Source organism: Streptomyces sp. NPDC005791 (assembly GCF_042871485.1).
GTDB lineage: Bacteria > Actinomycetota > Actinomycetes > Streptomycetales > Streptomycetaceae > Streptomyces.
Window position 1 is genome coordinate 81,122 of sequence record NZ_JBIAIP010000004.1, and the last position, 25,969, is coordinate 107,090.

General features: G+C 70.5%; 21 protein-coding genes and 1 riboswitch. Of the genes, 8 read left to right on the plus strand and 13 right to left on the minus strand.

Going from position 1 to position 25,969, the window contains the following annotated elements; translation table 11 throughout:
* The first annotated feature begins 1,109 nt into the window (after positions 1–1,109).
* Together ACFYSH_RS09895 and ACFYSH_RS09900 are read left to right on the plus strand one after the other, a co-directional pair.
* The gene (locus ACFYSH_RS09895; protein WP_201106372.1) at positions 1,110–1,307 is read left to right on the plus strand and encodes a hypothetical protein; all 198 of its coding nucleotides are present in this window, start codon (positions 1,110–1,112) and stop codon (positions 1,305–1,307) included.
* Between the two features lie 1,250 nt (positions 1,308–2,557).
* A complete protein-coding gene (locus tag ACFYSH_RS09900) occupies positions 2,558–3,802 on the plus strand; it encodes a plasmid pRiA4b ORF-3 family protein (RefSeq protein ID WP_359464032.1) in 1,245 nt (414 codons plus the stop codon).
* 117 nt (positions 3,803–3,919) lie between these two features.
* Here the strand turns inward: ACFYSH_RS09900 and ACFYSH_RS09905 are convergent, their stop codons facing one another.
* The 3 genes from ACFYSH_RS09905 to ACFYSH_RS09915 form a co-directional block, all read right to left on the minus strand.
* Positions 3,920–4,333: a DNA-binding protein gene (locus tag ACFYSH_RS09905; RefSeq protein WP_359464029.1), complete on the minus strand. Its 414-nt coding sequence runs from the start codon at positions 4,331–4,333 to the stop codon at positions 3,920–3,922.
* Complete coding sequence (locus ACFYSH_RS09910) at positions 4,315–4,599, minus strand: hypothetical protein (RefSeq protein ID WP_359464027.1); 285 nt, start codon at positions 4,597–4,599, stop codon at positions 4,315–4,317. Before ACFYSH_RS09910 ends, ACFYSH_RS09905 begins: the two co-directional genes overlap by 19 nt.
* Positions 4,600–4,936: 337 nt before the next feature.
* A complete protein-coding gene (locus ACFYSH_RS09915) occupies positions 4,937–5,590 on the minus strand; it encodes a DUF1326 domain-containing protein (RefSeq protein ID WP_359464025.1) in 654 nt (217 codons plus the stop codon).
* Positions 5,591–5,835: 245 nt separating this feature from the next.
* Between ACFYSH_RS09915 and ACFYSH_RS09920 the strand changes: the two genes are divergently transcribed.
* The gene (locus tag ACFYSH_RS09920; RefSeq protein ID WP_359464022.1) at positions 5,836–6,639 is read left to right on the plus strand and encodes a DUF2182 domain-containing protein; all 804 of its coding nucleotides are present in this window, start codon (positions 5,836–5,838) and stop codon (positions 6,637–6,639) included.
* Between the two features lie 116 nt (positions 6,640–6,755).
* On the opposite strand, the gene ACFYSH_RS09925 is transcribed toward ACFYSH_RS09920, so the two are convergent.
* Positions 6,756–7,556, minus strand: coding sequence for a GTP pyrophosphokinase family protein (locus ACFYSH_RS09925; protein ID WP_359464020.1), 801 nt, complete (start codon positions 7,554–7,556; stop codon positions 6,756–6,758).
* A gap of 374 nt (positions 7,557–7,930) precedes the next feature.
* Here ACFYSH_RS09925 and ACFYSH_RS09930 point away from each other — a divergent pair, with 374 nt between their 5' ends.
* A complete protein-coding gene (locus tag ACFYSH_RS09930; RefSeq protein WP_359464017.1) occupies positions 7,931–8,893 on the plus strand; it encodes a phosphorothioated DNA-binding restriction endonuclease in 963 nt (320 codons plus the stop codon).
* Here the strand turns inward: ACFYSH_RS09930 and ACFYSH_RS09935 are convergent.
* Positions 8,838–10,262 carry an oxygenase MpaB family protein gene (locus ACFYSH_RS09935; protein ID WP_388751996.1) on the minus strand — a complete coding sequence of 475 codons (1,425 nt, stop codon included), beginning with the start codon at positions 10,260–10,262 and terminating at the stop codon, positions 8,838–8,840. The two genes, ACFYSH_RS09930 and ACFYSH_RS09935, sit on opposite strands and share 56 nt — an antisense overlap.
* Positions 10,263–10,348: 86 nt before the next feature.
* On the minus strand, positions 10,349–11,062 hold the full coding sequence (uppS, locus tag ACFYSH_RS09940) for a polyprenyl diphosphate synthase (protein WP_359464015.1): 714 nt from the start codon (positions 11,060–11,062) through the stop codon (positions 10,349–10,351).
* Between the two features lie 466 nt (positions 11,063–11,528).
* Between uppS and ACFYSH_RS09945 the strand changes: the two genes are divergently transcribed.
* Entirely contained in the window at positions 11,529–12,173 is a 645-nt protein-coding gene (locus tag ACFYSH_RS09945) for a dihydrofolate reductase family protein (RefSeq protein ID WP_359464012.1), read from the plus strand.
* A gap of 86 nt (positions 12,174–12,259) precedes the next feature.
* Here the strand turns inward: ACFYSH_RS09945 and ACFYSH_RS09950 are convergent, their stop codons facing one another.
* The 6 genes from ACFYSH_RS09950 to cobN all read right to left on the minus strand — a co-directional run bounded on the left by ACFYSH_RS09950 (position 12,260) and on the right by cobN (position 20,320).
* On the minus strand, positions 12,260–12,727 hold the full coding sequence (locus ACFYSH_RS09950; protein ID WP_388751730.1) for a DUF4234 domain-containing protein: 468 nt from the start codon (positions 12,725–12,727) through the stop codon (positions 12,260–12,262).
* 205 nt (positions 12,728–12,932) lie between these two features.
* The gene (locus ACFYSH_RS09955) at positions 12,933–13,343 is read right to left on the minus strand and encodes a VOC family protein (RefSeq protein WP_359464010.1); all 411 of its coding nucleotides are present in this window, start codon (positions 13,341–13,343) and stop codon (positions 12,933–12,935) included.
* 5 nt (positions 13,344–13,348) lie between these two features.
* The gene (locus ACFYSH_RS09960) at positions 13,349–13,798 is read right to left on the minus strand and encodes a helix-turn-helix transcriptional regulator (protein WP_359464007.1); all 450 of its coding nucleotides are present in this window, start codon (positions 13,796–13,798) and stop codon (positions 13,349–13,351) included.
* A gap of 515 nt (positions 13,799–14,313) precedes the next feature.
* Positions 14,314–15,612, minus strand: coding sequence for a peptidase (locus tag ACFYSH_RS09965; RefSeq protein ID WP_359464005.1), 1,299 nt, complete (start codon positions 15,610–15,612; stop codon positions 14,314–14,316).
* Between the two features lie 279 nt (positions 15,613–15,891).
* On the minus strand, positions 15,892–16,647 hold the full coding sequence (locus ACFYSH_RS09970; RefSeq protein ID WP_359464003.1) for an IclR family transcriptional regulator C-terminal domain-containing protein: 756 nt from the start codon (positions 16,645–16,647) through the stop codon (positions 15,892–15,894).
* 73 nt (positions 16,648–16,720) lie between these two features.
* Positions 16,721–20,320, minus strand: coding sequence for a cobaltochelatase subunit CobN (gene cobN / locus ACFYSH_RS09975; protein ID WP_359464000.1), 3,600 nt, complete (start codon positions 20,318–20,320; stop codon positions 16,721–16,723).
* Positions 20,321–20,384: 64 nt separating this feature from the next.
* A riboswitch (cobalamin riboswitch) is annotated at positions 20,385–20,526 on the minus strand.
* Between the two features lie 279 nt (positions 20,527–20,805).
* Here cobN and cobG point away from each other — a divergent pair.
* Genes cobG through ACFYSH_RS09990 form a run of 3 tightly spaced genes read left to right on the plus strand, consistent with a single transcriptional unit; the run spans position 20,806 to position 24,319 of the window.
* Complete coding sequence (gene cobG / locus ACFYSH_RS09980; RefSeq protein WP_388751733.1) at positions 20,806–22,113, plus strand: precorrin-3B synthase; 1,308 nt, start codon at positions 20,806–20,808, stop codon at positions 22,111–22,113.
* 53 nt (positions 22,114–22,166) lie between these two features.
* A complete protein-coding gene (locus ACFYSH_RS09985) occupies positions 22,167–22,793 on the plus strand; it encodes a precorrin-8X methylmutase (protein ID WP_359463994.1) in 627 nt (208 codons plus the stop codon).
* Entirely contained in the window at positions 22,790–24,319 is a 1,530-nt protein-coding gene (locus tag ACFYSH_RS09990; protein WP_388751735.1) for a precorrin-2 C(20)-methyltransferase, read from the plus strand. The genes ACFYSH_RS09985 and ACFYSH_RS09990 overlap by 4 nt, the downstream gene beginning before the upstream one ends.
* Positions 24,320–24,362: 43 nt before the next feature.
* Here the strand turns inward: ACFYSH_RS09990 and ACFYSH_RS09995 are convergent, their stop codons facing one another.
* Positions 24,363–25,937 (minus strand): alpha-1,2-mannosidase, encoded by a 1,575-nt coding sequence (locus ACFYSH_RS09995; RefSeq protein WP_388751737.1) that lies wholly within the window; start codon positions 25,935–25,937, stop codon positions 24,363–24,365.
* Positions 25,938–25,969 lie beyond the last annotated feature (32 nt).

Consider the following 25,969-nt stretch of genomic DNA (forward strand, 5'->3'; position numbering starts at 1 on the left):
TCATCCCGTGCGGGGAAAAAGTAGTACATCTCAGCTAGGGCCCTGGAGAACTGTGGACCCCGGAGGAAGGACGGAACCCGGTGGGTCTAGAAACCTGCCTTCGTCTACCCAATATGAATTTCGCAACCTGCGATAGTCGAAATCGCTCCCTTGTGGAGTCCGCTTGACCATCAGGAACCCGTGATGCTGAAGCTCTTTCGTCGCCCCGGTCCATGTGTTGTGAGAAAGACCATAGGAATCGCGCCGCTTTTTGGTGACGTAACGCGGTTTCTTGTAGCCCCCCAGGGCCTCCATCAGTGCAAAGAGCAGCGCGATTCCAGTTGCACTCAGATGGAGGATCCATCCGTTTCGCCAGAAGTCGATGGGGATGCCCACGTATCGCCCCTGGGTACTCGCGCGGACATACGCACCTCCCGGTTGGTCGGTGGAAACCAATTTGATGGCTGGGGTATTGCCACGTTTAGGCTCCAATTCAATGAAGCCGTTTTGACTCAACCACTTGAGATTGCTATTAACCCGCCTTGGCCCTGTATCGGGTGGCAAAGCGAGCATACGTGCCCATGCGTGCGGAGCCGGTGGCTGTCGAAGGTCGTACGGTTTGGCCGTCGCCATCATCGTGATGCATAGATAAAGCTTGAGGCGGACTTCTCCTCCCCGGCCTCCCTGAATGAGTTGGGCAAGGGGAGGTTGTACTCCGTCGATTTGGGACCTGACAAACGTGGGTGGAAATGGGACCTTCCCGCGCCGCGCAGCCCGGTCGGCCGCCCTCTCGAGCTTCCTGACTGCAGAGGGGTAGAGGGGGTTAGGCAAAGTCATCGACCTTCCTGAAGGAGAAACGGGGGGTACAGGGGTCCCAGGGGTACCAGGGGTTCAGGGGGTCCATCCTCTTACCTTCCCCTCAGAACGAACAGGTACTTCTGCTTAAAGGTCGTTCTGCTACTCCACAGACTCTTATCTGGTACATCAGGGCTGCACCGAGTCTCCTTCAGTAACGCTCACTATGCCGTTTGACCTGCGGTTTTACCTCTGCCAACTTTGGAGTGCCCGCCAGGGGAGGCGTTGGCAAACGAGGTCTCACGGCCCAGAAGGGCCGAGGGGGAGGAGAACAGATGAACGGGAACAACCCTTCACAGAAGGGCGTCTGGCTGGCGATCATTCTTCTGGCCAGCGTGGTTGGAGCCGGTGCCGCCGGTGTGCTCTTTCAGATCGCCGGGGCCGCAGGACCTGCGGTAGTCGGAGCCAGCGGTGCAGGGTTCATGGGTACGGCGAGTCTCGGCCTGGCTGCGCATCGCTTCATCACGGAATGAGCCGGCAGAACTTCAGCAGTGGCCGAAGCCCGGACGATGAGACGTCATCGGGGTCACGCGACGAACATCAGCGGAGGTCAGGATCTAAGCGGCGTGTTGGACGTGGTGAGACTGGGAAGCTGCCGACTCACCTCACGTGCAAGCCGCTCGTTGTCCTGGTTCTTGTCCAGTGCGTTGACGGTTGCCGCCGTTCACCCTCGTACGCGCACCCCGCCTGATCTGCCGTTTGAACCTCTGCGGACGCCTCTGAACCGCCACGCGCACAGTTGGAAAGCGTGTTGGGGGCAACCCCTCACGAGTTCGAATCTCGTATCCTCCGCCATTGCTCTCACCGGGCAATACGTCGAAGGCCCCCGCAGCTCGCTGCGGGGGCCTTCGACGTTGGTGGTCGAAGTTTTGGTCTCATTTATTTCCGACATTCAATATATTTCAGGCGTGCGGCGACAAACGCCCCCTCTGCCGGTGATCAGAGGTCACGCATCGAGTGCGCCCCTGCCCGAGATGCCCTGAAGCCGCCCTCCTCGTGCCATCAGGCCAGCGGGTATCCCAGGGCCAGGGCGGCCTTGCGGAACGCCGACAGACGGTCGGGGGCGACCGCGAGGTGGCGCTCGCCGACTCGGGTACACAGCGCGCGCAGGCGGCGGTCGCTGATGATGAGGGCTGCCAGTGCCTCGTCCGCGCACTCGATGAGATGGGTCTGCCCTGTATCGCGGAGTCGGCCGGTGCGGCGGCGTGTGTCGTCGAGCAGGGTGGTGACGGCAGTTGTTTACCCCCAGGCAGTAGACGTCCGCCAGGAACCCGGTGACGGTCACCCTGCTGGCACGCTCCCGGCAGGGCAGGAGAATCTGGGCGAAGCCACCCGTGCCCGGGGCCAGCTCCTGACCGAGTGAGTCGGCAGCCGCCCAGTCCGGGGCTCCGTCCATGTCCAGTCCCGCGCTCCAGCCCGCGTTGACCCAGCAGCCCACCACCGGCCGCTCATCCGGCGCGACATTCTCCAGTGCCGCCTCGGCGACCCGTCTGACCAGTGCGGTGGCCTGCGCCGGACGCAGTCCCTGCGCCTTCGCGATCTGCTTCGGCGCGCTGCCGCGCTCCCTCATTTCCCGGACCCGGGCCAACAGTTCTTCGTCGCGCGTTGCCACCGTCACAGTCTGTCACTTCCGTGTTGCCCCACACGAAGCACAGGGTGCGCCGTCGGCGGTGCCATCCTGAGTCCAGGTGATACGGCATAGAACCGGAACAGGCAGGTCCTCATGAGTGAGACAGCGGGCCGGACCGTCGAGCAGGTACGAGCACTGGTCGGTTGGGTCGGCACGAGCCGCAAGCTGACCCAGACCGGCCGTGTGACGCTTGCCGACGCGCGAGCGCTGGTGGAGGTTCTGGACACCGACGACCGGATGGACCCGGTGATCGGGGACCGTACGTTCAAGACGAAGTCCAGCGAGGAGCTGTACCACCTCACACTGCTGGTCGAGTGGGCCAAGGCGGCACGACTGTTGCGGACCGCGGGCGGGCGCCTGCTGCCGGTGAAGAAGAACGCCAAGCTGCTGGACCGCCCCGACGAACTGCGTGGCGCGCTGTTCGCCGCGCTACCGCACATCGGCCCGACCGTGACGGTCTCCGGCTGGTTGGAATCCCTGCTCTGTCACGAGTACGACCGGGGTCTGCGGGCGTTGCTGCTGCGGTTGTACGCGACCACTGCCCCGGTGTCGCTCGGTGACCTGTACGAGGCGGTGTGGCAGGCGGTCAGCCCGCTGTACGTGCTCGACGACCTGTCCCCCGAACGCCTCCGGCATCTGCGCACCTCCAACGACCACGACATCCAACGGGTCCTGAAGGCCCTCGCCTCCCTGGGTGCTGTCCATCTCACCTATGGCAGCGCCGAGTTGACGACGAACGGCCGCATCGAGACGGCCCGGATGCGTGGCGAGCCCGAGCCCGGCGACGCGGCCTTGCGGATCCTCGTCGAACTCGCGGACGTGGACAACCCCCGGGTTTGGCGGCAACTGCTGGTGCCTGCCCCGATCCGCCTGGACCGGCTTCACTCCGTGATCCAAGACGCAATGGGCTGGCAGAACTGCCACATGCATGCGTTCACCATCGACGGCGTCCGGTACGGCCGCCCCGACGGCGACCTCGGATTCCGCGACGAGCGCAGCGCCACATTGGCCGGCCTGCTCAAACCGGGCGCCCACTTCGTCTACACGTACGACTTCGGGGACTCCTGGGAGCACCTCATCACCGTGGAGCAGGTCCAGACAGCCTCAGCAGGGCTTCACTATCCGCACTGCACGGACGGTGCCGGGGCGTGCCCGCCCGAGGACTGCGGCGGCGCCCCCGGCTACAGCGATCTCAAGGTGGCCCTCGCCGACCCGGCGCATGAGGAACACCACGCCATGCTGGAGTGGCTCGGGCTTCGGTCCGCCACGGAATTCGCCCCTGCCCGCTTCGCACCGGACGAGGCCAACACTCGGCTGCTGCGCTCCACGGCACCGTGAAGACCAGCCGTCCGGCCACGCAGCCGTTCACGGCCCTGGATGCCACCGACCCTGCCATGCTCGGACAAGGACGTAGGGCCGACCTCACATCCCCGGCGTTCGGGTCCTGCGCGTCGACTACACGGCGACGAGGCGCACCCTGTCGCCGCAGAGCTTCGTCATGTCGTCGATGTCCGAGGTGAGCATGACGACCGGGCGGCGCTGCCGCAGCGCCATCTCGGCCACGGCAGCGTCGATGGCGTATTTGTGACCATGCAGCCCGGCGTTGATCAGCATGGCTGAGGCGGCCTTGGCCTCCTCGTCGCCGATGTGCACGATCCGCACGCCGGACAGGACCCAGGCGAGCCGCGCCTTGTCGGTCCGGCGATGCACCGCTTCGATGATGGTGAGTGCGCTGATGACCACCTCCATGCCCCGCTTGCGGGCTTCAGCGATGAGGGCGACGACGGGCTCGTGATCACTGACGAAGTTCGACAGGCCCTCGCAGTCGAGAACCAGGGTGCCTTCGTGGCTCAGCTTGCGGCGGGCCACTGCCCCTCCTCCGCGAACACCTCGTCGAAGACCCGGCGTGCCCGCTCCTGCTCGTGTTCGGAGATCGGCCCCTGGCGGCGTTCGTAGTCGGCCAGGTACTCATCCAGGATCTGACCGCGCAGTTCGCGCTCCACCGCTTCGGTGATGAACGCGGAGAACTCACGCTTGCCGACCCGTCGGCGGATCGCCTCCGCCGTCCCCTCGGGGAGGGAGAGGCTGACCCTGGTGGCCGGCCCCTCGCCGACGCTGTAAGGAATCTCATTCATGGGACCGACATTATCAAACAAGTAGGAATTCACCCTGGGGGCTGCAGCACGCCGAACGACGCGAGCCGCTCACCCGTCACCTCGTGGTCTCAGTCCTGGTCTCATTCACCTACGTTCAGCTGTGTCCGGACGCCGCTAACAGTCCGCTCCCCGGCTGGTCAGGACACCCACGACCCTGCCTGAACCCCCAGCCGAACAGTTGGAAAGCGTGTTGGGGGCAACCCCTCACGAGTATGAATCTCGTATCCTCCGCCCTTGCTCTCACCGGGCAATTCGTCGAAGGAAGCCGAGGCGGCGGCACGTCCCGTGGGCACAGTTCGGCTCTCCGTCCGCTCGGTCAGTTCGGACCCGTCCAGTCGAAGGTGATGTGCTTGCTGGACTGGCCCTCGCGGCTCCACCGGAAGTCGAACGCGTCGGCGCGATCCGCCACCGAGCGGCCCCAGGTCGCCACCTGGCCGGGGCCCGTCTCCGATCCGGGAAGGTTCGTCGTCTGCACGCGCGCGCCCTCGGGTGTGGTCGGCCCGGTGAGCGCGACAGCGCCGGCCTCGACCCGGCCCGGGACAGCGGCCCGCCACTTGCCAAGATCGTCATCGGCCTCGAACTCGATGGGGGCGAAGTCCATGCCACGCATCTCGGCCCCGAGCATGCTGATCATTTCCGCCGGCCAGCTACCGGCCTCACCACTGAAGATCATCTGTAGCGCTCCGCGCTGCGCCCCGTCGGCACTTTCGTCGAGGAAGACCGCCGCGTACGCATCGGAGTGCTCGGCCCACACGTTGCCGACGAACGAGCCCAGCATCAGCACGTTGAGCCCGTCCAGCGTGACATCGCCGTAGTGACCCTCACGGATGTGCCAGGCCAGGACTCCCTCGCATATCCCGTCCGTCGGCGGCTGTGCGAACGAGCACGGACACGGAATGTCGCACCTGCACGTGTCGAACCAGTCGCCGGACACGTGCCACTGCGGAATGGTCTGCGTCGTCTCGGACATCTCGCTGCCTCCTTGCGCACGACGCGCACGACCTGCTGCGCGACACCGCGCCGAGCGGTGCGGGAAGTTCGGCACACCCTGGTGACGATGCCCGAGTGACTGGCGCTGTTGCCGAACTCCACATCAGCACTCGGCATATGCAATATCCGTTCCCATTCTTTCACCGACGGCGGTCGCGAGCCAGGGACCGCGGACCGCCCCGTCGCCGACGCGCGGCCCGCCACCGTCCGTGATGGGCTGGAACCGTGCCCCCCAACCGGGAACGGCTGACTCCACCCTTGCGGACCGGCAATCTGCTCCCAGCTCGACAGCTGTCCGCCGCCTGGTCCGTCATGGTGCTGATCGCTCTGCTCGCCTGGATCCTGGTGGTCGCGCAGACGGGCGGTACGGACATGGGCCCGGGGATGATGGGCATGAGCATGCCTCTGTTCCTGGTGCTCTGGGTGCTCATGATGATCGCCATGATGTTCCCGTCCGTGGCACCGGTGGCCATCACCTGGGCCCGGGCCATCGGCCGACAGTCATCGGGGGCCGCGCGGGTACTCAGGACCACCCAGTTCGTGGCCGGGTACCTGCTCGCCTGGGCGGCGTTCGGCCTGGTCACCTACGGGATTCTCGTCCTGGTCGACTCTCTGTTGTCCGGCCGCCCACCGGCCGGACGGTGGATCGGGGCTGCTGCCTTCCTCGCCGCCGCCGTGCAACAGGTCGGCCCGCTGAAGGACATCTGCCTACGCCACTGCCGCAGCCCCATGGGTCAGCTGGTGCGCTACGCCGGCTTCCGGACGAGGGCCCGGGACGTGCGGGTGGGAGTCCACCACGGCCTCTACTGCGTCGGCTGCTGCTGGGGCCTCATGATCGTCCTCATTCCGCTGGGCTCGATGAACATCGCGGCGATGGCGGCGGTGTCGGTGATCATTTTCGTGGAGAAGCTGTGGCGCCTGGGCCCGGTGTTCGGCACCGCGGTCGGCGCGGTGCTCCTCGTCCTGGCGGTCCTGACCGCGCTGGGGCTCCTGCCCGGCTTGCTACTGCCCGGGCTCCGGGGCTACTGACGCACGGTGACCGGTAGGAAGAACGTGTGAAAGCGTGTGGGGGGCAGCCACTCGCGCGTTCGAATCCCGTATCCTCCGCCACTACTCTCACCGGGCCATACGCCGATCGACGCTGGTCAGTCCGCCGCCCCCCTTGCGCGCGGGCCTGTGACGTCGGTGTTTCCGCGAGCGCTGTCCCACAGGTACATCAACATGTGCTCGTCCAGTCCCAGCGTGTCGTCCTCGGCCCGCTCCGACTCCGCACCGCGCACCGCCGTGTGCAGCTCCTCCATCCGACGATCGAGCTGCTCGGCGAGCTGCGCCGCTTCGGTGAGGCTGCTGACGAGGTCGGCGGGCACCGAACCGTCGTACTTGTAGTAGATCTTGTGCTCCAGGCTGGCCCAGAAGTCCATGGCGATCGTCCGTACCTGCACCTCGACGGTCACGGGCACCGGGCCGGTGCTGAGGAACACCGGGATCTTGATCAACGCGTGCAGGCTCTTGTAGCCGTTGGGCTTCGGGTGGGCGATGTAGTCCTTGATCTGGAGCACCTGCACGTCGGTCTGGGAGGTGAGCGCCTCCAGCACCCGGTAGGTGTCGGCGATGAAGCTGCACGTGATGCGCACGCCGGCGATGTCATGGATGCCGGCCCGGATCGCCTCCGGCGTGGGGTCGATTCCGAGGCGTGCGACCTTCTGCAGGATGCTCGCGGGGGACTTGGTCCGCGAGCCGACGTGCTCGATCGGGTTGTACCGGTGCAGGTGCAGGAATTCCTTGCGCAGGATCGACACCTTGGTCAGTATCTCGTCGACGGCGAACTCGTGCTCCATCTGTATGAGCTGGAAGTCCTTGCGTACCTGGCGCACGAACGCGACGGGCATCAGTTCGAGAGGCTCCCCGTCGGCCCTGTGCGCGGGTGTCTGCGGCGGGTCTGCCACCGTGGCTTGCTCCTTCGCCGAATCGGGCGGCCTGTGGGTGCGTGCGAAGTGTCCCGGGCTTCAGGCGAAGACCTGCCAGCCGCCTGTCTCCCGCGGCTGGACATCAATGCCGGGCGCGATACGTGATCGCACTGAAAGATGTTCGCACCGGTGCAGTGGCCCGGCAACTGATCGCCGAACACGCCCGGCCGCCGGCGACCGAGGCGCGGCAAGCCGAGTCCTCAGACCCGCTGCGCGACGCCGGTGGTGAGGATGGCGCCCGTCACCTGCTGGTACCGAGCCGCCATCGCCGTGGGCGGTCAGCCCTGATCTGCGTCACGACCCGTTCGTCCTCCACCGAGCGCTGCGGCGCGTCGCCGTTACGATCGCCGATCATGGACTGGGTCGAGCGCACCGCGCAGTTGAGGCAGTGGACGCGGATCGGGGTGCGGGCGCCGCACAAACCGTTGCTGCTCCTGTACGCGCTCGGCCGGTTCCAGCAGGACGCTGATGGCGAGCTGCGGTACAGCGCCGTGGAGGAGGACCTGCGGGGGCTGCTGGCCGAATACGGTCCCGGTAACCGGACGACGCCCGCCTATCCCTTCCATCACCTGGTGAGTGACGGTGTGTGGGAGGTGCGCACCGAGCGCGGGCCGGGCAGTCCTGGAACCGGGGTCAGGGAACTGCGTGCAACCGGCGCTTCCGGGCGACTGACGCCGGAGCTACGGGCGGCGTTGCGGCGGGAACCGTCGCTCCTCGGCCGGATGACACGGGTGCTGCTCGATCGGAACTTCCCGCCCTCCCTCCACGGTGAGCTGTGCGAAGCCGTGGGCCTGGAGCCGGATGAGGCCGGAACCGGAAGCATCGAGGCCGCGCGCAGGCAGCGGGACCGGCGGATGCGGGAGATGGTCCTGACCGCGTACGAGTACCGGTGCGCGTTCTGCGGGTACGACGGTCGGATCGGCGCGGTGCCGGTCGGGCTCGAGGCCGCTCATGTGCGCTGGTGGGCGTTCGACGGACCGGATGACGTCGAGAACGGGCTGTGCCTGTGCTCGCTGCACCACAAGCTGCTCGACAAAGGCGTACTCGGTCTCGGCGAGGGCCCTGACGAGGGCCACAGCATCCTGGTCTCGCAGAGCTTCGTCGGCCACAGCACCGCCGCCCGCCAGCACGTCACCACGCTCGCGGGCCGCCCGCTCATCGGGCCCCGGCCGGGCGTCCGCCCCGTCGCCGCCGCCCACCGCTCCTGGCACACCAGCCAGGTCTTCCACGGCATCCCACGTCCCGCGATACGTCGAAGCCCTACGCCTCGGAAAGCAGCGGGTCGTAGGGGGTCGAGCGGCGGCGGCCCGACATGAAGGACAGGAAGTCCCGCACGAACGCGCTGCGGGAGTAGCGCCCTTCGGCGTCCACGACGGACCGCCCGAAGCCTCTCCTGAACAGGGCCCGGTACTCCTCCGCGTCGATGAACTGGTCGCCGTCCGCGTCGGTGACGTCGAAGAGGACCTCGGCGACCCTGATCAGTGCCGGCCCCGCCAGGGACGGGGTCGCGGCCGCGTACTCCTCCTCGCTCACCCGGCCGTCACCGTCGCTGTCCAGGGCCCCTTGGAGTTCCCTCCACCACGCGGCGAACGCGTCGTACAGCCGGGTCTCCTCCGGCTCGTCCAGGTCGAGACGGGAGCAGAGCTCCCGTGCCATGGCGGCGAGATCGGGCCAGTCCAGATGGCCGTCCCCGGTCTGGTCCAGTACCTCGGTGAAGAACTCGCGGGTGCTACGCAGGTTCTCGGTCCCGCCCGTGCCGTCCTGCTGTGCCGGTACGGGAGTGATCAGCCGCAGCAGTGCACCGGCCCGTTTCGTCCGGGCTCGCAGAGTGGTGAGTGTCTCGGCCCAGGGGCCGTCGCCGTCCGGTGACAGGTGGAGCAGACCGATGACGTTCTCGGTCTGGAGCCAGTTGTCGGGCAGGGCGCGGGCCAGGCGCGCGGCCATGTAGGCGCTCTGCATCAGGGTCTGGGCCCCGGGAACCTCCGGCAGCCCCGCCCGCCGCCGGAATGCCTCGGGGAGGGAGGCCACGGTGACGGTGCCGATGACCGGCCCGGCCAGCGCCCGGCCGGTCGCCCAGATCGTGGGCAGACCTGCGAACAGCGGCGGGGCCGGCAGGTGCTCGAACAGCCTGTAGAGGATGATCCGCAGCGCCTCCGTGTTCTGCAGTTCCTCCTCGACCATCCGGTCGTAGTACTGCCAGAACTCGGGCAAGGTGGGCGGGAGGTGCCCCGCCTGGTCCCCCAGGGCGGCGAGGAAGGCCTGGAACTCGGCGTAGAGCCGTTCCATGGTGACCTGTTCCAGGGGCTGCCCGCTCAGTCGGCACATGGTGACGGAGCTCTCGAAGAGCGTGGCGACCACCCAGGCCCGCACCTCGGGGTCCATCGCGTCGTAGGGCCGGTTGCGCGCGTCCGTGCCGCTCAGCCGTGCGTGCAGGCGGTTGAGCCGTGCGGCCTCCCGTTGTCGTGTGTGGTCGTCGGCTCCGAACATGCGCTGCAGGCTCACAAGCGTGTTGCGCAGCCGACGCCACGGGTGCACGACGAAGGAGGAGTTGTCTGCCAGTGCCGCGCCGATCTGCGGGTGGGCGGCTTCGAGCACCGTGGCCCTGACGACGGCCAGCGCCCAGCGGGGGTCGTTGAAGAAGCGGTGGAACTGCGCACCGGGGCCGAACAGGGAGTCGGTCGGCAGGCCGGTGGCCTCCCGGCCCGGGTTCTCGTACGGGCCCGTGGTGGCGCCGGGGCCGGTCCGGCTGCAGTGGCCGCTGTCCGTGTTCTTCACCTGTGAGGCTCTCCGTTCGCTTGCGGTGTCACGCCGCCGAAGCGGCGGTCGCGGCTTCGGTAGTCGTGCAGGCACTCAAGGAAGTGCGGGGCACGGAAGTCGGGCCAGAGCACCGACGGGAAGATCCACTCGGCGTAGGCCACCTGCCAGAGCATGAAGTTGGAGATGCGCTGTTCGCCGGACGTACGGATGACGAGGTCCACGTCAGGGGTGTCGGGAACAGGCAGATGCGCGGCGAAGCGTGCTTGGTCGACGGTGTCGGCGGACACCCCGGCGCGGATGAGGGACCGCGCCGCGGAGACGATGTCCTGGCGTCCGCCGTGGTCGAACGCCACCGTCAGGGTCATGCCCCGATTGGCCTCGGTGAGGGTCATCAGGTCGGCGAAGTCCTGGGCCAGGGTGGCGGGGATCCTGGGGTCCCCGGCTCCGAGGACCCGGCAGCGGATGCCGCGTGCGTGCAGCAGCGGGGCGTGTTTGCGCACCACCCTGCGCACCAGACGCATGAGGAAGTCGATCTCGTCGCCCGGACGTCGCCAGTTCTCGGTGGAGAAGGCGTACAGGCTGAGCCACTCGACCCCGGCCGACCGTGCCGCCTCGATGACATCGATCACCGTCGCCTCTGCCGCCCTGTGCCCCGACGTACGCGGCAGGGAGCGCTGCTGTGCCCACCGGCCGTTTCCGTCCATCACGCACGCGACATGGCGAGGCACCGGGCGTTGACGCTGCTCACCGGGCGGGCGACGTGGTTGTACCGGAACCGCCGGCAGGACGGCGTCCTGTGCCTGTGCCCCGGCCCGGTCGGCCTGCTTGCCCGCCGCCTGTGTCTGACGGTATGGCCGTGCTCCACCGGAATGCACTGAAGCGCCCCCTTCGGCTCGCGTCCGCAGGCTGCACCGGGGCCGTGTCCCCCGCTGCTCCCCACCTCAGCAGAGTGCCGGTGTCCCGCCCGCGACGTAGCGCGATGCCCGCATGTTCACCCGTCGCACGTCAGTCGGAGGGCAGCGGGCTGACGCGTCCTCCCCCGTACCGTGGAGTCCGGTCCCCCCCGAGGGTGAGAGCGGTGCGGCGGGGTGGACCGGACGTCCGGGACGCCGGTGCCCGACATCCGGGTGCGGGAGCGATGAGTTCGGACGGGACCGGCAGTCTCCTCACTGTCTTCGATTACAGGAGTGAACCGTGGAACAGTTACTGAAAGTCCAGAACTTCACCGTGTCGCAGGACGGCTTCGGTGCCGGTGAGAACCAGAGCCTCGAGAGACCGTTCGGTGACGCCGACCCCGGGGATCTCCTCGCCTGGGCCGGCGCCACGGCGAGCTGGCCCAACCGCACCGACCCCGGCGGGAGCCGCGGTCTCGACGACTACTTCACGCGGGACTTCTCACGCAACATCGGTGCCGAGATCATGGGCCGCGGAAAGTTCGGGCCCCAGCGGGGGCCCTGGCCGGACGAGGAGTGGCGGGGCTGGTGGGGGGACGAGCCGCCCTTCCACACGCCGGTCTTCGTCCTGACCCACCACACGCGCCCCTCGTTCACGCTTTCCGACACCACGTTCCACTTCGTCGACGCCGAGCCCGCCCAGGTCCTCGAACAGGCACGGGAGGCGGCTCAGGGCAAGGACGTCCGGCTCGGCGGCGGGGCCTCCACCATCCGGCAGTTCCTGGATGCGGGCCTCGTCGACACCCTGCATGTGGCGGTCTCGCCGGTGCGGCTCGGCTCCGGGGTGCGGCTCTGGGAGTCCCCCGACGAGCTGCTCGACCGGTACCACCTCGACGTCGTGCCCAGCCCGAGCGGCGTGACGCACCACCTGTTCTGGCGGAGGTGACGGGCGCACCGCACGCGCCGGCCGCGCAGGTGTGGACGGCCACCCGAGGAGATCGGGCGGCCGTCCACACCGGGCGGGACCGGACGTCAGGCCGCGAGGGACACCCCGGTGCCGGGTGCGACGTCCGGGTAGGCGTCGGTGACCAGGTTGAGCTGCCGCTGCATGTACCAGACGTTCAGGCCGAAGACGAACATCAGCCACATGCTCGTCGCGGGGCTGCACGTCACCGGCAGACCTGCCGCACGCTGGGCGTCGGCGATGGCCTTCCCGGTGTTACGGAAGGAGATCAGCGGAGCGATCACGGTCCAGCCCAGGAAGACGAGGACCAGCACGCTGCCCCCGGGCTTCAGGTTCTGGCGCCGGTCGAACTCCTGCAGCTCCTTGTGGATCTTGAAGTACCAGACCAGCTGGTAGATCCCGAGGGTGATGAGCGTCAGGCCGAGCCACACAGCGACGGGCCCGCGGCGCTTCATGGCCAGACCTGACAACTGACCCGCGCCTGACGGGCTCTGAACGTTCGCGCCGGGCGCGGTGCTGGGCTGGACATCAGCCATGTGAGGTGCTCCATCTGCTACTGGTTCTGGTTCGAGCCGGAGCAGCATGGCAGCAAGCGGCGTGCCGGTGAGGGCAGTTGGGCGCCCCTCGACGGACTGACGCGATGTCGTGACCGAAAAGAGCGCTGATCTGTCCCGACACGTCTACAACCATCGGGGGCCGCCAGGAGTCCGGCCCCGGTGACCGACAGGCGTGTGCTCCGGCTCAGCGCACTTCCTGGATGCGGATCAGGTTGCCCGCGGGATCGCGGAAGGCGCAGTCGCGGACGCCGTACGGCTGCTCCGTCGGCTCCTGGACGACCTCGGCGTCGCCCGACTGCAGCTTCTCGAAGGTGGCGTCGAGGTCCTTGGTGGCCAGGAGGATCCAGCCGTAGGTCCCCTTGGCCATCATCTCGGCGATGGTGCGGCGCTCGTCGTCGGTGATGCCGGGGTCGGCGGCCGGCGGCGCCAGCAGGATGGACGTGCCGGGCTGGTCGGCGGGGCCGACCGTGATCCAGCGCATCGTGCCGGCTCCGACGTCCTTACGGACCTCGAAACCGAGGGTGTCGCGGTAGAAGGCGAGGGTGGCGTCCGGGTCGTCGTGCGGGAGGACGCTGGTGTGAATGGTGATGTCCATGGCACTCACGCTAGCGGTGGACCCGGGGCGCGGACTTCTTGATTCCTGACGGGTCGGGTGACCTGTTTCGCCACGCACGGCGGCACCCCCGCCGCCCCGCTCTCCACCTGGCGCCGGTAGGCACTGGGCGGCATCCCGACCAGTTCGGTGAAGCGGGTGCTGAAGGTACCGAGCGAGGAGCAGCCGACCTCGAAGCACACGTCGGTGACGCTGAGGTCGCCGCGGCGCAACAGCGCCATCGCCCGCTCGATCCGGCGTGTCATGAGATAGCTGTACGGCGATTCGCCGTAGGCGAGCCGGAACTGGCGGCTGAGGTGGCCCGCCGACATGTTCGCGCCCCGCGCGAGCGCCTCGACGTCCAGCGGTTGCGCGTACTCCCGGTCGATCCGGTCGCGCACGCGGCGCAGCCGGGCGAGGTCGCGCAACTGCCGGGCGTCGGCGGGTCTGCTCGTCACCTGTGTGATCGTGCCACGCCGACCGGGCCGGCGCAGCGGGAACCACTGCCCGGCCGCCTCCCGGACGAACCCGTCCGGGTCGGTGAAGGACCCGTTGTCACCGACGATCGTGAGCCGGTGCGATCCGGTGCGTCGGGGGAGACCCCGGCGTCCTCGGCGAGAGCCCGACGGCCGTGGAGCCCCAGCTCGACGGGGCTGTACGGCGTCACCGGAGGCCCCGGCGCCGAGGGCGGCGGCGACGAACCCGTCGACGGCGGCGGGGGCCCCCCCCCCCCGGGGGGGGGGCCCCCCGGGGGGGGGGGGGGGCCCGGGGGCCGGGGGGGGGGCCCCCCCCCCCCCTAACGCCGGCGGGGCCCCCCCCCGCCGGGGGGGGGCGGGGGCCCCCCGGGGGCCCGGGGCGGGGGGGGGGGGGGCCCCCCCCCGGGCGGGGGGGGGGGCCCCCCCCCGGGGGGGGGGGGCCCCCGCCGGGGGTCGGTGTGCGGCCGGGGCGCCTGGCGGGCACCCCGGCTCAGACGTCAGGCGTGGGAGCCGGCCTTGCGACGGCGTACGACGAACACCGCGCCGGCGCCGATCGCCAGGGCGGCGCCACTCGCGAGGGCGAGCTGGGACGTCGGGGCGGACGAGCCCGTGGCGGCGAGGGTGCCGGTCACCGGAGTGGCCGACCCACCGCTCTGCGGCGTGAGGCCCGAGGGCTTCGGCGCGGTCGCGGGCTTCGCGTCGGGGACCTTGCCGGGCTTGCTGCCCGCGGCGGCGATCATGAACTCGTAGTCCTCGAAGTCCGGGTTCTCACCGCAGGTGTCGTCGTCGTTGAAGTAGTTACCGGTGACGAAGGTGACGCCGTTGCCCGCCGGGGCCGAGGCGTCGACCGCGAGGCGCATCTTGACGTCGGCGTGGGCGCCGGCCTTCAGCGGGCTGATGGCGTCCATGAAGTGCACGTTGTCGACGGTCTTCCAGGACGTGGACGAGCCGGACGACCACTGCAGGCGCACCAGGTCGTCGATGTCGTTGAGCCCGCTCTCGTCGGTCGCGTGGACGTAGGCGAACGGGAACACCTCGTCCATCGTCTTGTCTGTGCCGTTGGTCACCCGGAGGTTGAAGTTGACCTTCGTGCCGGCGACCACGGTGGACGGCAGACCCGTGACGATGGTGGTGAGCTCGGGCTCGGGGACACAGCCCTCACCGCCTTCACCCTCTTCTCCGCCCTCGCCCTCCTCGGCCGCCTCGTCCTTCGCCTTGTCCAGCGCCTCGTCGGCGGCGGTCTTGGCGGCGAGCGTCTGCTCGACCGCCTTCTGGGCCTGGTCGATCTTCCCGACCAGGGCCACCCTCTCGTCGTCGAGCGCGGTCCGGGCTTCCTGGGCCGCGGCGTCGGCGGTCGCCTTGGCCTCGTCCGCGGCTACCGCGGCGGCCTGCGCCTCGGCGAGCTTCGTCGCCGCGGCGGTCTCCTCGTCGTCGGTGGCCGTATCCGGAAGGTCTTCGAACTCCGCCTGGGCCTCGAGGACCGCCTGGTCGGCGGCGGTCTTCGCGGTGGCGGCCTTCGCCGCCTCCTCCTCGGCGGCCTCGACGGCAGCCCTCAGGGGGTGGGTGAGGGAGGTGGTGGCTTCCAGCGCCGCCTCGGCGTCACTCTCGGCCTTCAGGGCGGCGTCGTACGCCGCCTGCGCCGCGGCGGCGGCCTTCTCCAGCTCCGCGACGGACGGCTTCTCCTGCGTCTGCGCCGCCGGCTTTTCGTCGGCGAACGCAGGGGTGACCGACAGCAGCACGACAGGGGTGGTCACCGCGGCGGCGACGGCTGTGGCGAGAATCCGGCGAATCTTCACAAGTGCCCTTCGGTGTACGAAAGATGAGGAAGGGGCCGCAGCGGAATGGGGCACGCAATGCGACTCGAAGCGATCGTATGGCCGAGGTGATGATCAACCGTCACGTGTTCTTCACCCGTTCCGGCCACTACCACAACATCGGGACAGACAGAAAAGACGAAAGGGTGCAGTTGCCTCCCGCGCCTGTGCTTTCGCTGTGAGGAACGCCATACGGGTCGTGTGCGTCCTGCGCGCCACGCGTCCGCCCTCCGCAGCCACGGGGCCCCGCCGGCGAGACGGTCAGAGGGGGAAGGAGAGGTCCCGGCTCACCCGGTCCGCAGCGGACAACAGCGCCTCGCGGACCTGCGTGGTCCGGTACATCCTGTCGGCTCTGAAGGAGATGCCGAGCGAACCGAGCGTGCCCCCGCTGTACACGGGCACCGCGATACAGACCGTGCCGAGGGAGTACTCCTCGCGGTCCATGACGGACGGAGTCGGCAGCGCGTCGAGCCGCTGGATCAGCTCCTCGCGGTGGGTGATCGTGTGGGGCGTGAGGTCGTCGAGCAGGTGCCGGGAGAAATACTCGCCGCGCGCCTTCTCGTCCAGCTCGCGCAGGACGCACTTGCCGAGGGCGGTGGCGTGACCGGCTTCCTCGAAGCCCACCCACAGGTCGACCCGGGGCGCCTGGGGTCCGTCGACGATCTCGGCGACACGGATCTCGCCGTCCTCGTACAAGGTCAGATAGGCGGCGGCCGCACTTTCGTCCCGCAGGGCGGCCAGGGCGGGCCGGACACCGGCGAGCCGCCCCTCCCCGCGGTGAGCGGCGCGCAGCCGGTCGACCGTGTCACCGATGACGTACCCGCCGTCACCGAGCTCGGTCAGATATCCGTCCCGGGTGAGCGCGCGCAGCAGGGGCCCTGCGGCGTCCGACTCCAGTCCCGCCTCGCGCGCGAGCTGCGCCGCGGGCGCCCCGGCCGCGTGGGCCCCCGCGGCTTCCATCAGGCGGAACGCACGCTCCACGGAGGTGAGGAGCTCGGAGTTCGGCTGATCACCCATCTACCCAGCGTGGACCTGACGCGGGGAGGCAGCAACGGGGAGCGCCCTCCCCGCACCCCGCCTCGGCGGCCGGTCAGTCCTCGCCCTCCAGGTCGCCTTCCGTCTCCAGGAAGACCTGGCGCAGCGCTTCGAGCACCGCCGGGTCGGGCTTCGCCCACATACCCCGGGACTCGGCCTCCAGGAGGCGCTCGGCGATGCCGTGCAGCGCCCAGGGGTTCGCCTGCTGGAGGAACGCGCGGTTCGTCGGGTCCAGGACGTACGCCTCGGTCAGCTTGTCGTACATCCAGTCCGCGACCACGCCCGTCGTCGCGTCGTACCCGAAGAGGTAGTCGACCGTCGCCGCCAGCTCGAAGGCGCCCTTGTAACCGTGGCGGCGCATCGCCTCGATCCACTTCGGGTTGACCACCCGGGCGCGGAAGACCCGGGACGTCTCCTCGACCAGGGTGCGGGTGCGGACCGTCTCGGGCCGGGTCGAGTCGCCGATGTACGCCTCGGGGGCGGTGCCCTTCAGCGCGCGTACGGTCGCGACCATGCCGCCGTGGTACTGGAAGTAGTCGTCCGAGTCCGCGATGTCGTGCTCACGGGTGTCGGTGTTCTTCGCCGCCACCGCGATCCGCTTGTACGCCGTCTCCATCTCGTCCCGGGCCGGACGCCCGTCCAGCTCACGGCCGTAGGCGTAGCCGCCCCACACCGTGTACACCTCGGCGAGGTCGGCGTCCGTACGCCAGTCGCGGGAGTCGATCAGCTGGAGCAGACCGGCACCGTACGTCCCCGGCCGGGAGCCGAAGATGCGGGTGGTGGCACGCCGCTCGTCGCCGTGCTCGGCCAGGTCGGCCTGGGTGTGGGCGCGTACGAAGTTCCGCTCGGCGGGCTCGTCGAGGGAGGCGGCCAGGCGGACGGCGTCGTCGAGCAGGCCGATGGTGTGCGGGAACGCGTCGCGGAAGAAGCCGGAGATCCGCAGCGTGACGTCGATGCGGGGGCGCCCCAGCTCCTCGTACGGGATCGGCTCCAGGCCGGTGACCCGGCGCGAGGCGTCGTCCCAGACGGGGCGTACGCCGAGCAGCGCGAACGCCTCCGCGATGTCGTCCCCCGCGGTGCGCATGGCGCTCGTGCCCCACAGGGACAGGCCGACCGAGGTGGGCCAGTCGCCGTTGTCCGCGCGGTAGCGCTCCAGGAGCGAGTCGGCGAGGGCCTGGCCGGTCTCCCAGGCGAGGCGGGAGGGGACCGCCTTCGGGTCGACGGAGTAGAAGTTGCGGCCGGTCGGCAGGACGTTGACCAGGCCGCGCAGCGGGGAACCTGACGGACCGGCGGGGACGAAGCCGCCGTTCAGCGCGTGGACCGCGTGGTCCAGCTCGTCGGTCGTCGCGGCGAGGCGGGGCACGACCTCCCGGGCGGCGAAGTCGAGGATGTCGGCGACGGCCTGCGGGCGTCCCGCGGCCACACCGGCGACGGCGGCGGGGTCCCAGTCCGCGTCGTCCATCGCCTGGACGAGCGCACGGGCCTGCTCCTCGGTCTCGTCGGCGGCGGTGCGGGTCGCCGCCGACTCGTCGAGGCCGAGCGCCTCGCGCAGGCCGGGCAGCGACGCCGTACCGCCCCAGATCTGGCGGGCGCGCAGGACGGCGAGGACCAGGTTGACGCGGTCCTTCCCGGCCGGGGCGCTGCCGAGGACGTGCAGGCCGTCGCGAATCTGGACGTCCTTGATCTCACAGAGCCAGCCGTCGAGATGCATGATGAACTCGTCGAAGCCCTCGTCCTCCGGCCGGTCCTCCAGGCCCAGGTCGTGGTCGAGCTTCGCGGCCTGGATGAGGGTCCAGATCTGGGCGCGGACGGCCGGGAGCTTGGCCGGGTCCATCGCCGCGATCTGGGCGTGCTCGTCGAGGAGCTGTTCGAGGCGGGCGATGTCGCCGTAGCTGTCGGCGCGCGCCATCGGCGGGACGAGGTGGTCCACGAGGGTGGCGTGCACGCGGCGCTTGGCCTGGGTGCCCTCGCCCGGGTCGTTGACCAGGAACGGGTAGACCAGCGGCAGATCGCCCAGCGCGGCGTCGGGGCCGCAGGCGGCGGACAGGCCGGCGTTCTTGCCGGGCAGCCACTCCAGGTTGCCGTGCTTGCCCAGGTGGATCATCGCGTCGGCGCCGAAGCCGTTGTCGTCGGCGGACGCGGCGATCCAGCGGTAGGCGGCCAGGTAGTGGTGCGAGGGCGGCAGATCGGGGTCGTGGTAGATCGCGATCGGGTTCTCGCCGAAGCCGCGCGGCGGCTGGATGAGGATCAGCAGGTTCCCGCGACGAAGGGCGGCGAGCACGATGTCGCCCTCCGGGTTGCGGGACCGGTCGAGGAACATCTCGCCGGGCGCCGGGCCCCAGTGCTGCTCGACGGCCTCGCGCAACTCGGCGGGGAGCGTGGCGAACCAGCGGCGGTAGTCGGCGGCGGGGATGCGGACCGGGTTGCGGGCCAGCTGCTCCTCGGTCAGCCACTCCTGGTCGTGACCGCCGGCCTCGATCAGCGCGTAGATCAACTCGTCACCGTCGCCGGAGACCAGGCCCGGGATGTCCTCCTCAGGCCCGAAGTCGTAGCCCTCGGCACGGAGCCTGCGCAGCAGGGCGACGGCGCTGGCGGGGGTGTCGAGACCGACGGCGTTCCCGATGCGGGAGTGCTTGGTCGGATACGCGGACAGGACGAGCGCGATCCGCTTCTCGGCGGCCGGGATGTGGCGGAGCCGCGCATGGCGCACGGCGATCCCGGCGACCCGGGCGGCGCGCTCGGCGTCGGCGACGTACGCGGGCAGACCGTCCTCGTCGATCTCCTTGAAGGAGAACGGGACGGTGATCAGACGGCCGTCGAACTCGGGGACGGCGATCTGGGTGGCCGCGTCCAGCGGGGAGACACCCTCGTCGTTCTCCTCCCAGGCCGCGCGCGGGCTGGTGAGGCAGAGCGCCTGGAGGACGGGTACGTCGAGGCCGGTGAGGGCGCCCGCGTCCCATGACTCGTCGTCGCCGCCGGCCGAGGCGGTGGCGGGCTTGGTGCCGCCCGCGGCGAGGACGGTGGTCACGATGGCGTCCGCGGCGCGGAGTTCGTCGATGAGCTCGGGCTCGGGGGTGCGCAGCGAGGCGACGTACAGCGGGAGGGGGCGTGCGCCCGCGTCCTCGACGGCGGTGCAGAGCGCCTCGACGAACGCGGTGTTCCCGCTCATGTGGTGGGCGCGGTAGTAGAGCACCGCGACCGTCGGTCCTGTGACGTCCCGGGCGGTCCGCTCCAGCGGACCCCACGCGGGGGCCGGGGCGGGCGGCTCGAAGCCGTGGCCGGTGAGCAGCACGGTGTCGGAGAGGAAGCGGGCCAGCTGTTCCAGGTTGGCGGGGCCGCCGTGCGCGAGGTAGGCGTGCGCCTCCGCCGCGATGCCGATGGGCACCGTGGAGGCGGCCATCAGCTGGGCGTCGGGGGCCTGTTCACCGGTGAGGACGACGACGGGCCGACCGGTGGCGAGAACCTGGTCGAGCCCCTCCTGCCAGGCGCGGACACCACCGAGGAGACGCACGACGACGAGATCCGTGCCCTCCAGGAGCTGCGGCAGGTCCTCGGCGGAGAGCCGGGACGGGTTCGCGTAGCGGAAGCCGACCGGGCCGCCGGAGGCACGGGCGCTGAGCAGGTCGGTGTCGGACGTCGACAGGAGCAGGATCATGCGGCGTCAGTCCTTCCCCGGGGTGTCCACGCCCCGGGCGGTGTCGGATGGGGGTCCTGGGCGGAACCGGGACCTCGGGGACGGGAGTTCCTGACTCGCACGGCCGGACGGCCGGGCTCACAGTGGCGGGACCGCGCCGGAATCTCACCGGGCTTCCTCCCATGTCGCCGTATGGCGATGGCGGACCCAACGGACCGCCGCTAGTGCCGCATCAGCCAAGGTTCGCCCCGTCGCGACGCCCGGCACGCACTCTCGCCGCACCGGCCGAAAGCCCGAGTACATCCAGTACAAGGGCTTCCGGCCGGCACACCGACAGCACGCACCTGACGCCGCTCCTTGACGGGCAAACCCTGACTGACGCGGCACTAGGCATAGTAGGCGGCGGGTGGGGGGTCCTGACCAGACGGCCCCCGTCCTGACCGGGGCGGCGGTGGGTGTCCCGTAGGTCACAGTGACCGTCGGGGTGTGCCACGGTCACGGTCGGTATGCTCGCCGCCATGTCCGCCTCCTCCCTTCCGTCCCGGTCTCCGGGCGACGCGTGTGCCCGGAGCAGCGGTGACGCCTGCCCCGGCGCACTGCGGCTGCACCGGGCGGACGACGGTGCGCTGGCGCGGATACGCATACCCGGCGGGGTGTTGACGCCCCACCAGGCAGCGGCGCTGGGGCAGGCGGCCGAGCGCTTCGGTGACGGTGAGCTGCATCTCACCTCCCGTGGGAACGTGCAGCTGCGCGGGCTCGCCCCCGACTGCGGTGCGGAGCTGGCCGGATTGCTGAGCCGGGCCGGGTTGCTGCCCTCCGAAGCGCATGAGCGCGTACGCAACGTGGTCGCGTCCCCGCTCTCCGGGCTGGACGGTCTCGGGTCCACAGACCTCAGACCGTGGCTGACCGAGCTGGACCGGCTCCTCTGCGGAAACGACCGGACCACAGCACTCTCCGGACGCTTTCTGTTCGCACTCGACGACGGCCGGGGAGACGTGGACGCCATCGGCGCCGACCTCACACTCCTGGGCCGCGCCGACGGATACGCGCTGCTGCGCGTCGGGGACGGTGACGCCGCTCTCCGCGTCCCCTCCTGCGACGGCCCCCGCGCCGCGATCGTCGCCGCCGAGGCCTTCCTGGACGCGGCCCGGGACACCGGTGCCTGGCGGGTGCGGGACCTGCCGCACGACGCGACGGCCGCGCTGCGCGACAACGTCGTACGACGGCTCCGGCAGGCCGGGATCGCCGGCGCACCTGAGTCCCGTCCCCGCCCTCCCGGCACCACGGCCCCGGAGCCCGGCCGCGTCCCGGACAACGGCCGGGAGGCCGCGCTGTCCGTCGGCGTACCGCTGGGGCGGCTGGACCCGGCGCAGTGGCGGTTGCTGGCCCGCGGCGGCGAACTCCGGCTCACGCCCTGGCGCGGAGCCGTGGTCACCGGCATCGCACCTCACCTCGCGGACGGCCTGCTGGGGGAGTTCTCCGAGGCCGGTCTGATCACCGGGCCCGACTCCCCGTGGGCCGGTGTCGGGGCCTGCATCGGACGGCCCGGCTGTGCGAAGTCGCTGGCCGACGTACGGGCCGAGGCGGGGGCCGCCGTCGGCCCTGCCGGACGGCTCCCTGTGTACTGGTCCGGATGCGAACGCCGCTGCGGCCACCCCCACGGGGAGTGGATCGACGTGGTCGCCACCTCCGGAGGAGGACACCGGATCTCCCATGTGCGGGGAGGCCTGAGCACCGAGGCGGCAACGGTCCGGGACGACGACCCGGTCGTGCTCGCCGCGACCGTGGCGGCCGCCCGGGGCGCGCGCGTCTGAGCACCACGCACCACCCCCTGTCCGACCGGTTCGATGAAGAAAGCGACAGCACTGTGCACCAGTACGAGAAGGACGGACCGGCGATCTACCGCCAGTCCTTCGCCACCATCCGCGCGGAGGCGGATCTGGCAGGGCTGCCCGCCGATGTGAGCCAGGTCGCCGTCCGCATGATCCACGCCTGCGGCATGGTCGACCTCGTACGCGATCTCGCCTTCTCACCGAACGTGGTGGCCGATGCCCGCGCGGCCCTGCGCTCCGGTGCACCGATCCTGTGTGACGTGGCCATGGTCGCCAGCGGTGTCACCCGCAAGCGGCTGCCCGCGGACAACGAGGTCATCTGCACGCTGTCCGACCCCACCGTCCCCGCGTTGGCCGCGAAGCTCGGCACCACCCGCAGCGCCGCCGCCCTCGAGCTGTGGCGGGACCGGATGGAGGGCGCGGTCGTCGCCGTCGGCAACGCGCCCACCGCGCTCTTCAGGCTGCTGGAGATGATCGAGGAGGGCGCCCCGCGCCCCGCCGCCGTCATCGGTGTGCCCGTCGGTTTCATCGGGGCCGCCGAGTCCAAGGAAGCCCTGGCCGTCCACCCGTCCGGGCTGGAACACCTCGTCGTGCGGGGCCGCCGCGGCGGCAGCGCCATCGCGGCCGCCGCCCTCAACGCCATCGCCAGCGAAGAGGAGTGAGCGTGCCCGAGCAGCAGCACACCGGCACCACAGGGCGGCTGTACGGGGTCGGGCTCGGCCCCGGAGACCCGGATCTGATGACCGTACGCGCCGTGCAGATCATCGGCGAGGCCGATGTCGTCGCCTACCACTCCGCCCGGCACGGCCGCTCCATCGCCCGCTCGATCGCGGCGCGGTACATCCGCCCCGACCACGTCGAGGAGGCCCTGGTCTACCCCGTCACGACGGAGACCACGGACCACCCGGGCGGCTACCGGGGAGCGCTGGACGAGTTCTACGAGGAGGCCGCCGCCCGGCTCGCGGTGCACCTGGACGCCGGGCGCACCGTCGCCGTGCTGGCCGAGGGCGACCCGCTCTTCTACGGCTCGTACCAGCACATGCACAAGCGTCTCGCGGACCGTTACGCCACCGAGGTCATCCCCGGTGTCACCTCGGTCAGCGCCGCCGCCGCCCGGCTCGGCACCCCGCTCGTCGAGGCCGAGGAGGTGCTGACGATCCTTCCGGGCACCCTGCCGGAGGAGGAGCTGACGGCGCGTCTGGCCTCCACCGACTCCGCCGTGGTGATGAAACTGGGCCGCACCTTCCCCGCCGTGCGCCGCGCCTTCGAGGCGTCCGGGCGGCTGCCCGAGGCGCGGTACGTCGAGCGCGCCACCATGGCGGGGGAGCGGACCGGCGACCTGGCGGACATCGACGCGGACTCCGTGCCGTACTTCGCCGTGGCCGTGCTCCCCAGCCGGATCGACGCACCCCGCCCCTCCCCGGCAGCGGGCCGGGACACCGGTGAGGTCGTCGTGGTCGGCACGGGGCCGGCCGGACCGCTGTGGCTGACGCCCGAGACGCGCGGGGCGCTGGCCGCCGCCGACGACCTGGTCGGATACACGACCTACCTGGACCGGGTGCCGGTGCGGCCGGGCCAGCTGCGGCACGGCTCCGACAACAAGGTCGAGTCGGAGCGCGCCGAATTCGCGCTCGACCTCGCACGCCGTGGCCGTCGCGTGGCCGTGGTGTCCGGAGGTGACCCCGGGGTCTTCGCGATGGCGACGGCCGTGCTGGAAGTGGCCTCGCAGGACGCGTACACGGACATCGCCGTGCGGGTGCTGCCCGGGGTGACCGCGGCGAACGCGGCCGCCGCACGGGCGGGCGCGCCGCTGGGCCATGACTACGCCACCATCTCCCTCTCCGACCGCCTCAAGCCGTGGGAGGTCATCGCCGAGCGGCTGCGCGCGGCGGCCACGGCCGATCTGGTGATGGCGCTCTACAACCCCGGCTCCCGTAGCAGGACCTGGCAGGTCGGCAAGGCCCGCGACCTGCTGCTGGAACACCGCTCCCCCGACACGCCCGTGGTTCTCGGCCGCGACGTCGGCGGGCCGTCGGAGAGCGTGCGGACGGTGCGGCTGGCCGATCTCGACCCGGCCGAGGTGGACATGCGCACGCTTCTCATCGTCGGGTCCTCGCAGACCCGGTGGGTGCGCCGGGGCGACGGCCGGCAGATCGTCTGGACGCCGCGCCGCTACCCGGAGGGCTGACGAGGTCGAGGCCGTCGCGACGGAGCGGCATCGCGGCGGCCCGTCAGCGGCCCCGGACCCAGGCGGCCATCCTGCCCATGGACCGGGCCGCTTCGGCCAGGCTCCGGGCAGCCCGGTCGAGTTCCTCCGCGAGCCGGGCCGCCTGCTCGGCCTCCTCCGCGAGCCGGGCCGCCTCTGCCGCCCTCTCCGCCTCCACGGCGGAGTCGGCGGAGCTCTCCGGCACGTTGAGCGCCGCCCCCCGGTAGCCGATGGGGCCCTCGTCGTACCGCTGGTAGTAACCGCTGAAGTCGACGGGCCCGATGCCGGTGAACCGTACGCCGGAGAGCTGTATCTCGTCCGCGCCCCCGTTCCCGGTGATGTCGAGGCGGTAGCGGGTGAACGGGGCGGCCGCGGTCCCGCCGATCCGGAACGCCCTCGCCTCGAAGCGCTCGGTGAAGCCCTCCCCCGACCGGGAGTCCAGCTGGGTCCACCGGACACCGTCCGTCGAGCCGAGGAGCAGCCAGTCCCGGGGATCACGCTGAGGGAAGTCGTCGGCCGAGGTCAGCGTGTACGAGGTGAGGGCGACGGGACGCTCGAACCCGAACTCCACCCAGGCCTGGGCGTCACCCGCCAGCCACTTCTCCCGCGAGGCGTGGAGCAGGTGGTCCGCGATCTCCCCGGCAGCCGTGTACTCGTCGCTCACGTCGACCACGGTCGCGTCCGCGGTGACGTCCGACGGGGCGCCCGCGCCGGTGCGCAGCCCGGCCACACCGGAATTGCCCCGCTGATCACGCCAGGTCACCCGCTCCACGGGTCCCGAGCCGTCGTCCACCAGGAGCCGCAGCTCGTCGGAGCTGTGCCAGTCGCCGCCCCACCCCTCCTCCGTTCCGAACCGGTGCACGTGTGTGTCCTCGGTGCCCTCCGGGAAGGCCCAGCGTCCGCTGATCCTGCCGCGGAACTCCGCGAGTGTGCCGTCGGCGGCACGGTGATGGCCATGGAAGTCGGACATGTTCGACTGGAAGCTGATCGCCGACTCCGCACCGTCCACCCCGCGCCACCCCAGCTGCGCGGGCAGCGACTGTTCACCCCGGTCGACGTGGAACAGCAGCCGGGGGCCGGACGTCCAGGACGAGGTGAAGGGCTCACGACGCTCGGTCGTATAGGCGAAGACCGTGTCGCGGGCCGCCTCCGCCGCCATCGCCCGCTCCGAGCGGCCGCGTTCGTAGACGGAGTCGAGCGTGACGCGGTAGAGCCAGAGCATGCTGCGCGCGTCATCCGCCGTGCGTATCTCCAGGGTGTTGGTGCCCGGCCGCAGCAGGCGCCCCGGCACGGCGAAGACGTTGTCCTGCGGCAGATCTCCGCCGCCGGGGACCGTGAGCCCACGGGCGAGCACGTGCTGGTTGACCACCAGGTCGACCGGGGCGTACCCGGGAGAGCGGCCCAGCTTGGACACGAGAGCGGTCACCTTGAGCGTCGCCTCGCCGATCTGCTTACCGGCGTCCACCTCGAAGTCCAGCGCGACCCTCGCACCGGCGCTCATCGCCAGGTGTGAGGAGGCGGCGTGGCAGGCCTCGTACGTCGCACCGCAGTTGGACACACGGGCCGGCGTCACGGAGAAATCGGCGAACGTGGGTTGCATGCACGGCTCCTGAGATCGCGTCACACCCTGTA

Bases quoted from the DNA above. Each gene is read 5' to 3' on its own strand.
- cobG (WP_388751733.1), top strand. From the start codon at position 20,806: ATGCTCGCCGCCATGTCCGCCTCCTCCCTTCCGTCCCGGTCTCCGGGC.
- ACFYSH_RS09910 (WP_359464027.1), bottom strand. From the start codon at position 4,599: ATGAATGAGATTCCTTACAGCGTCGGCGAGGGGCCGGCCACCAGGGTC.
- ACFYSH_RS09955 (WP_359464010.1), bottom strand. From the start codon at position 13,343: ATGGACATCACCATTCACACCAGCGTCCTCCCGCACGACGACCCGGAC.
- ACFYSH_RS09950 (WP_388751730.1), bottom strand. From the start codon at position 12,727: ATGGCTGATGTCCAGCCCAGCACCGCGCCCGGCGCGAACGTTCAGAGC.
- ACFYSH_RS09900 (WP_359464032.1), top strand. From the start codon at position 2,558: ATGAGTGAGACAGCGGGCCGGACCGTCGAGCAGGTACGAGCACTGGTC.
- ACFYSH_RS09970 (WP_359464003.1), bottom strand. From the start codon at position 16,647: ATGGGTGATCAGCCGAACTCCGAGCTCCTCACCTCCGTGGAGCGTGCG.
- ACFYSH_RS09895 (WP_201106372.1), top strand. From the start codon at position 1,110: ATGAACGGGAACAACCCTTCACAGAAGGGCGTCTGGCTGGCGATCATT.
- ACFYSH_RS09915 (WP_359464025.1), bottom strand. From the start codon at position 5,590: ATGTCCGAGACGACGCAGACCATTCCGCAGTGGCACGTGTCCGGCGAC.
- ACFYSH_RS09930 (WP_359464017.1), top strand. From the start codon at position 7,931: ATGGACTGGGTCGAGCGCACCGCGCAGTTGAGGCAGTGGACGCGGATC.
- cobN (WP_359464000.1), bottom strand. From the start codon at position 20,320: ATGATCCTGCTCCTGTCGACGTCCGACACCGACCTGCTCAGCGCCCGT.
- ACFYSH_RS09995 (WP_388751737.1), bottom strand. From the start codon at position 25,937: ATGCAACCCACGTTCGCCGATTTCTCCGTGACGCCGGCCCGTGTGTCC.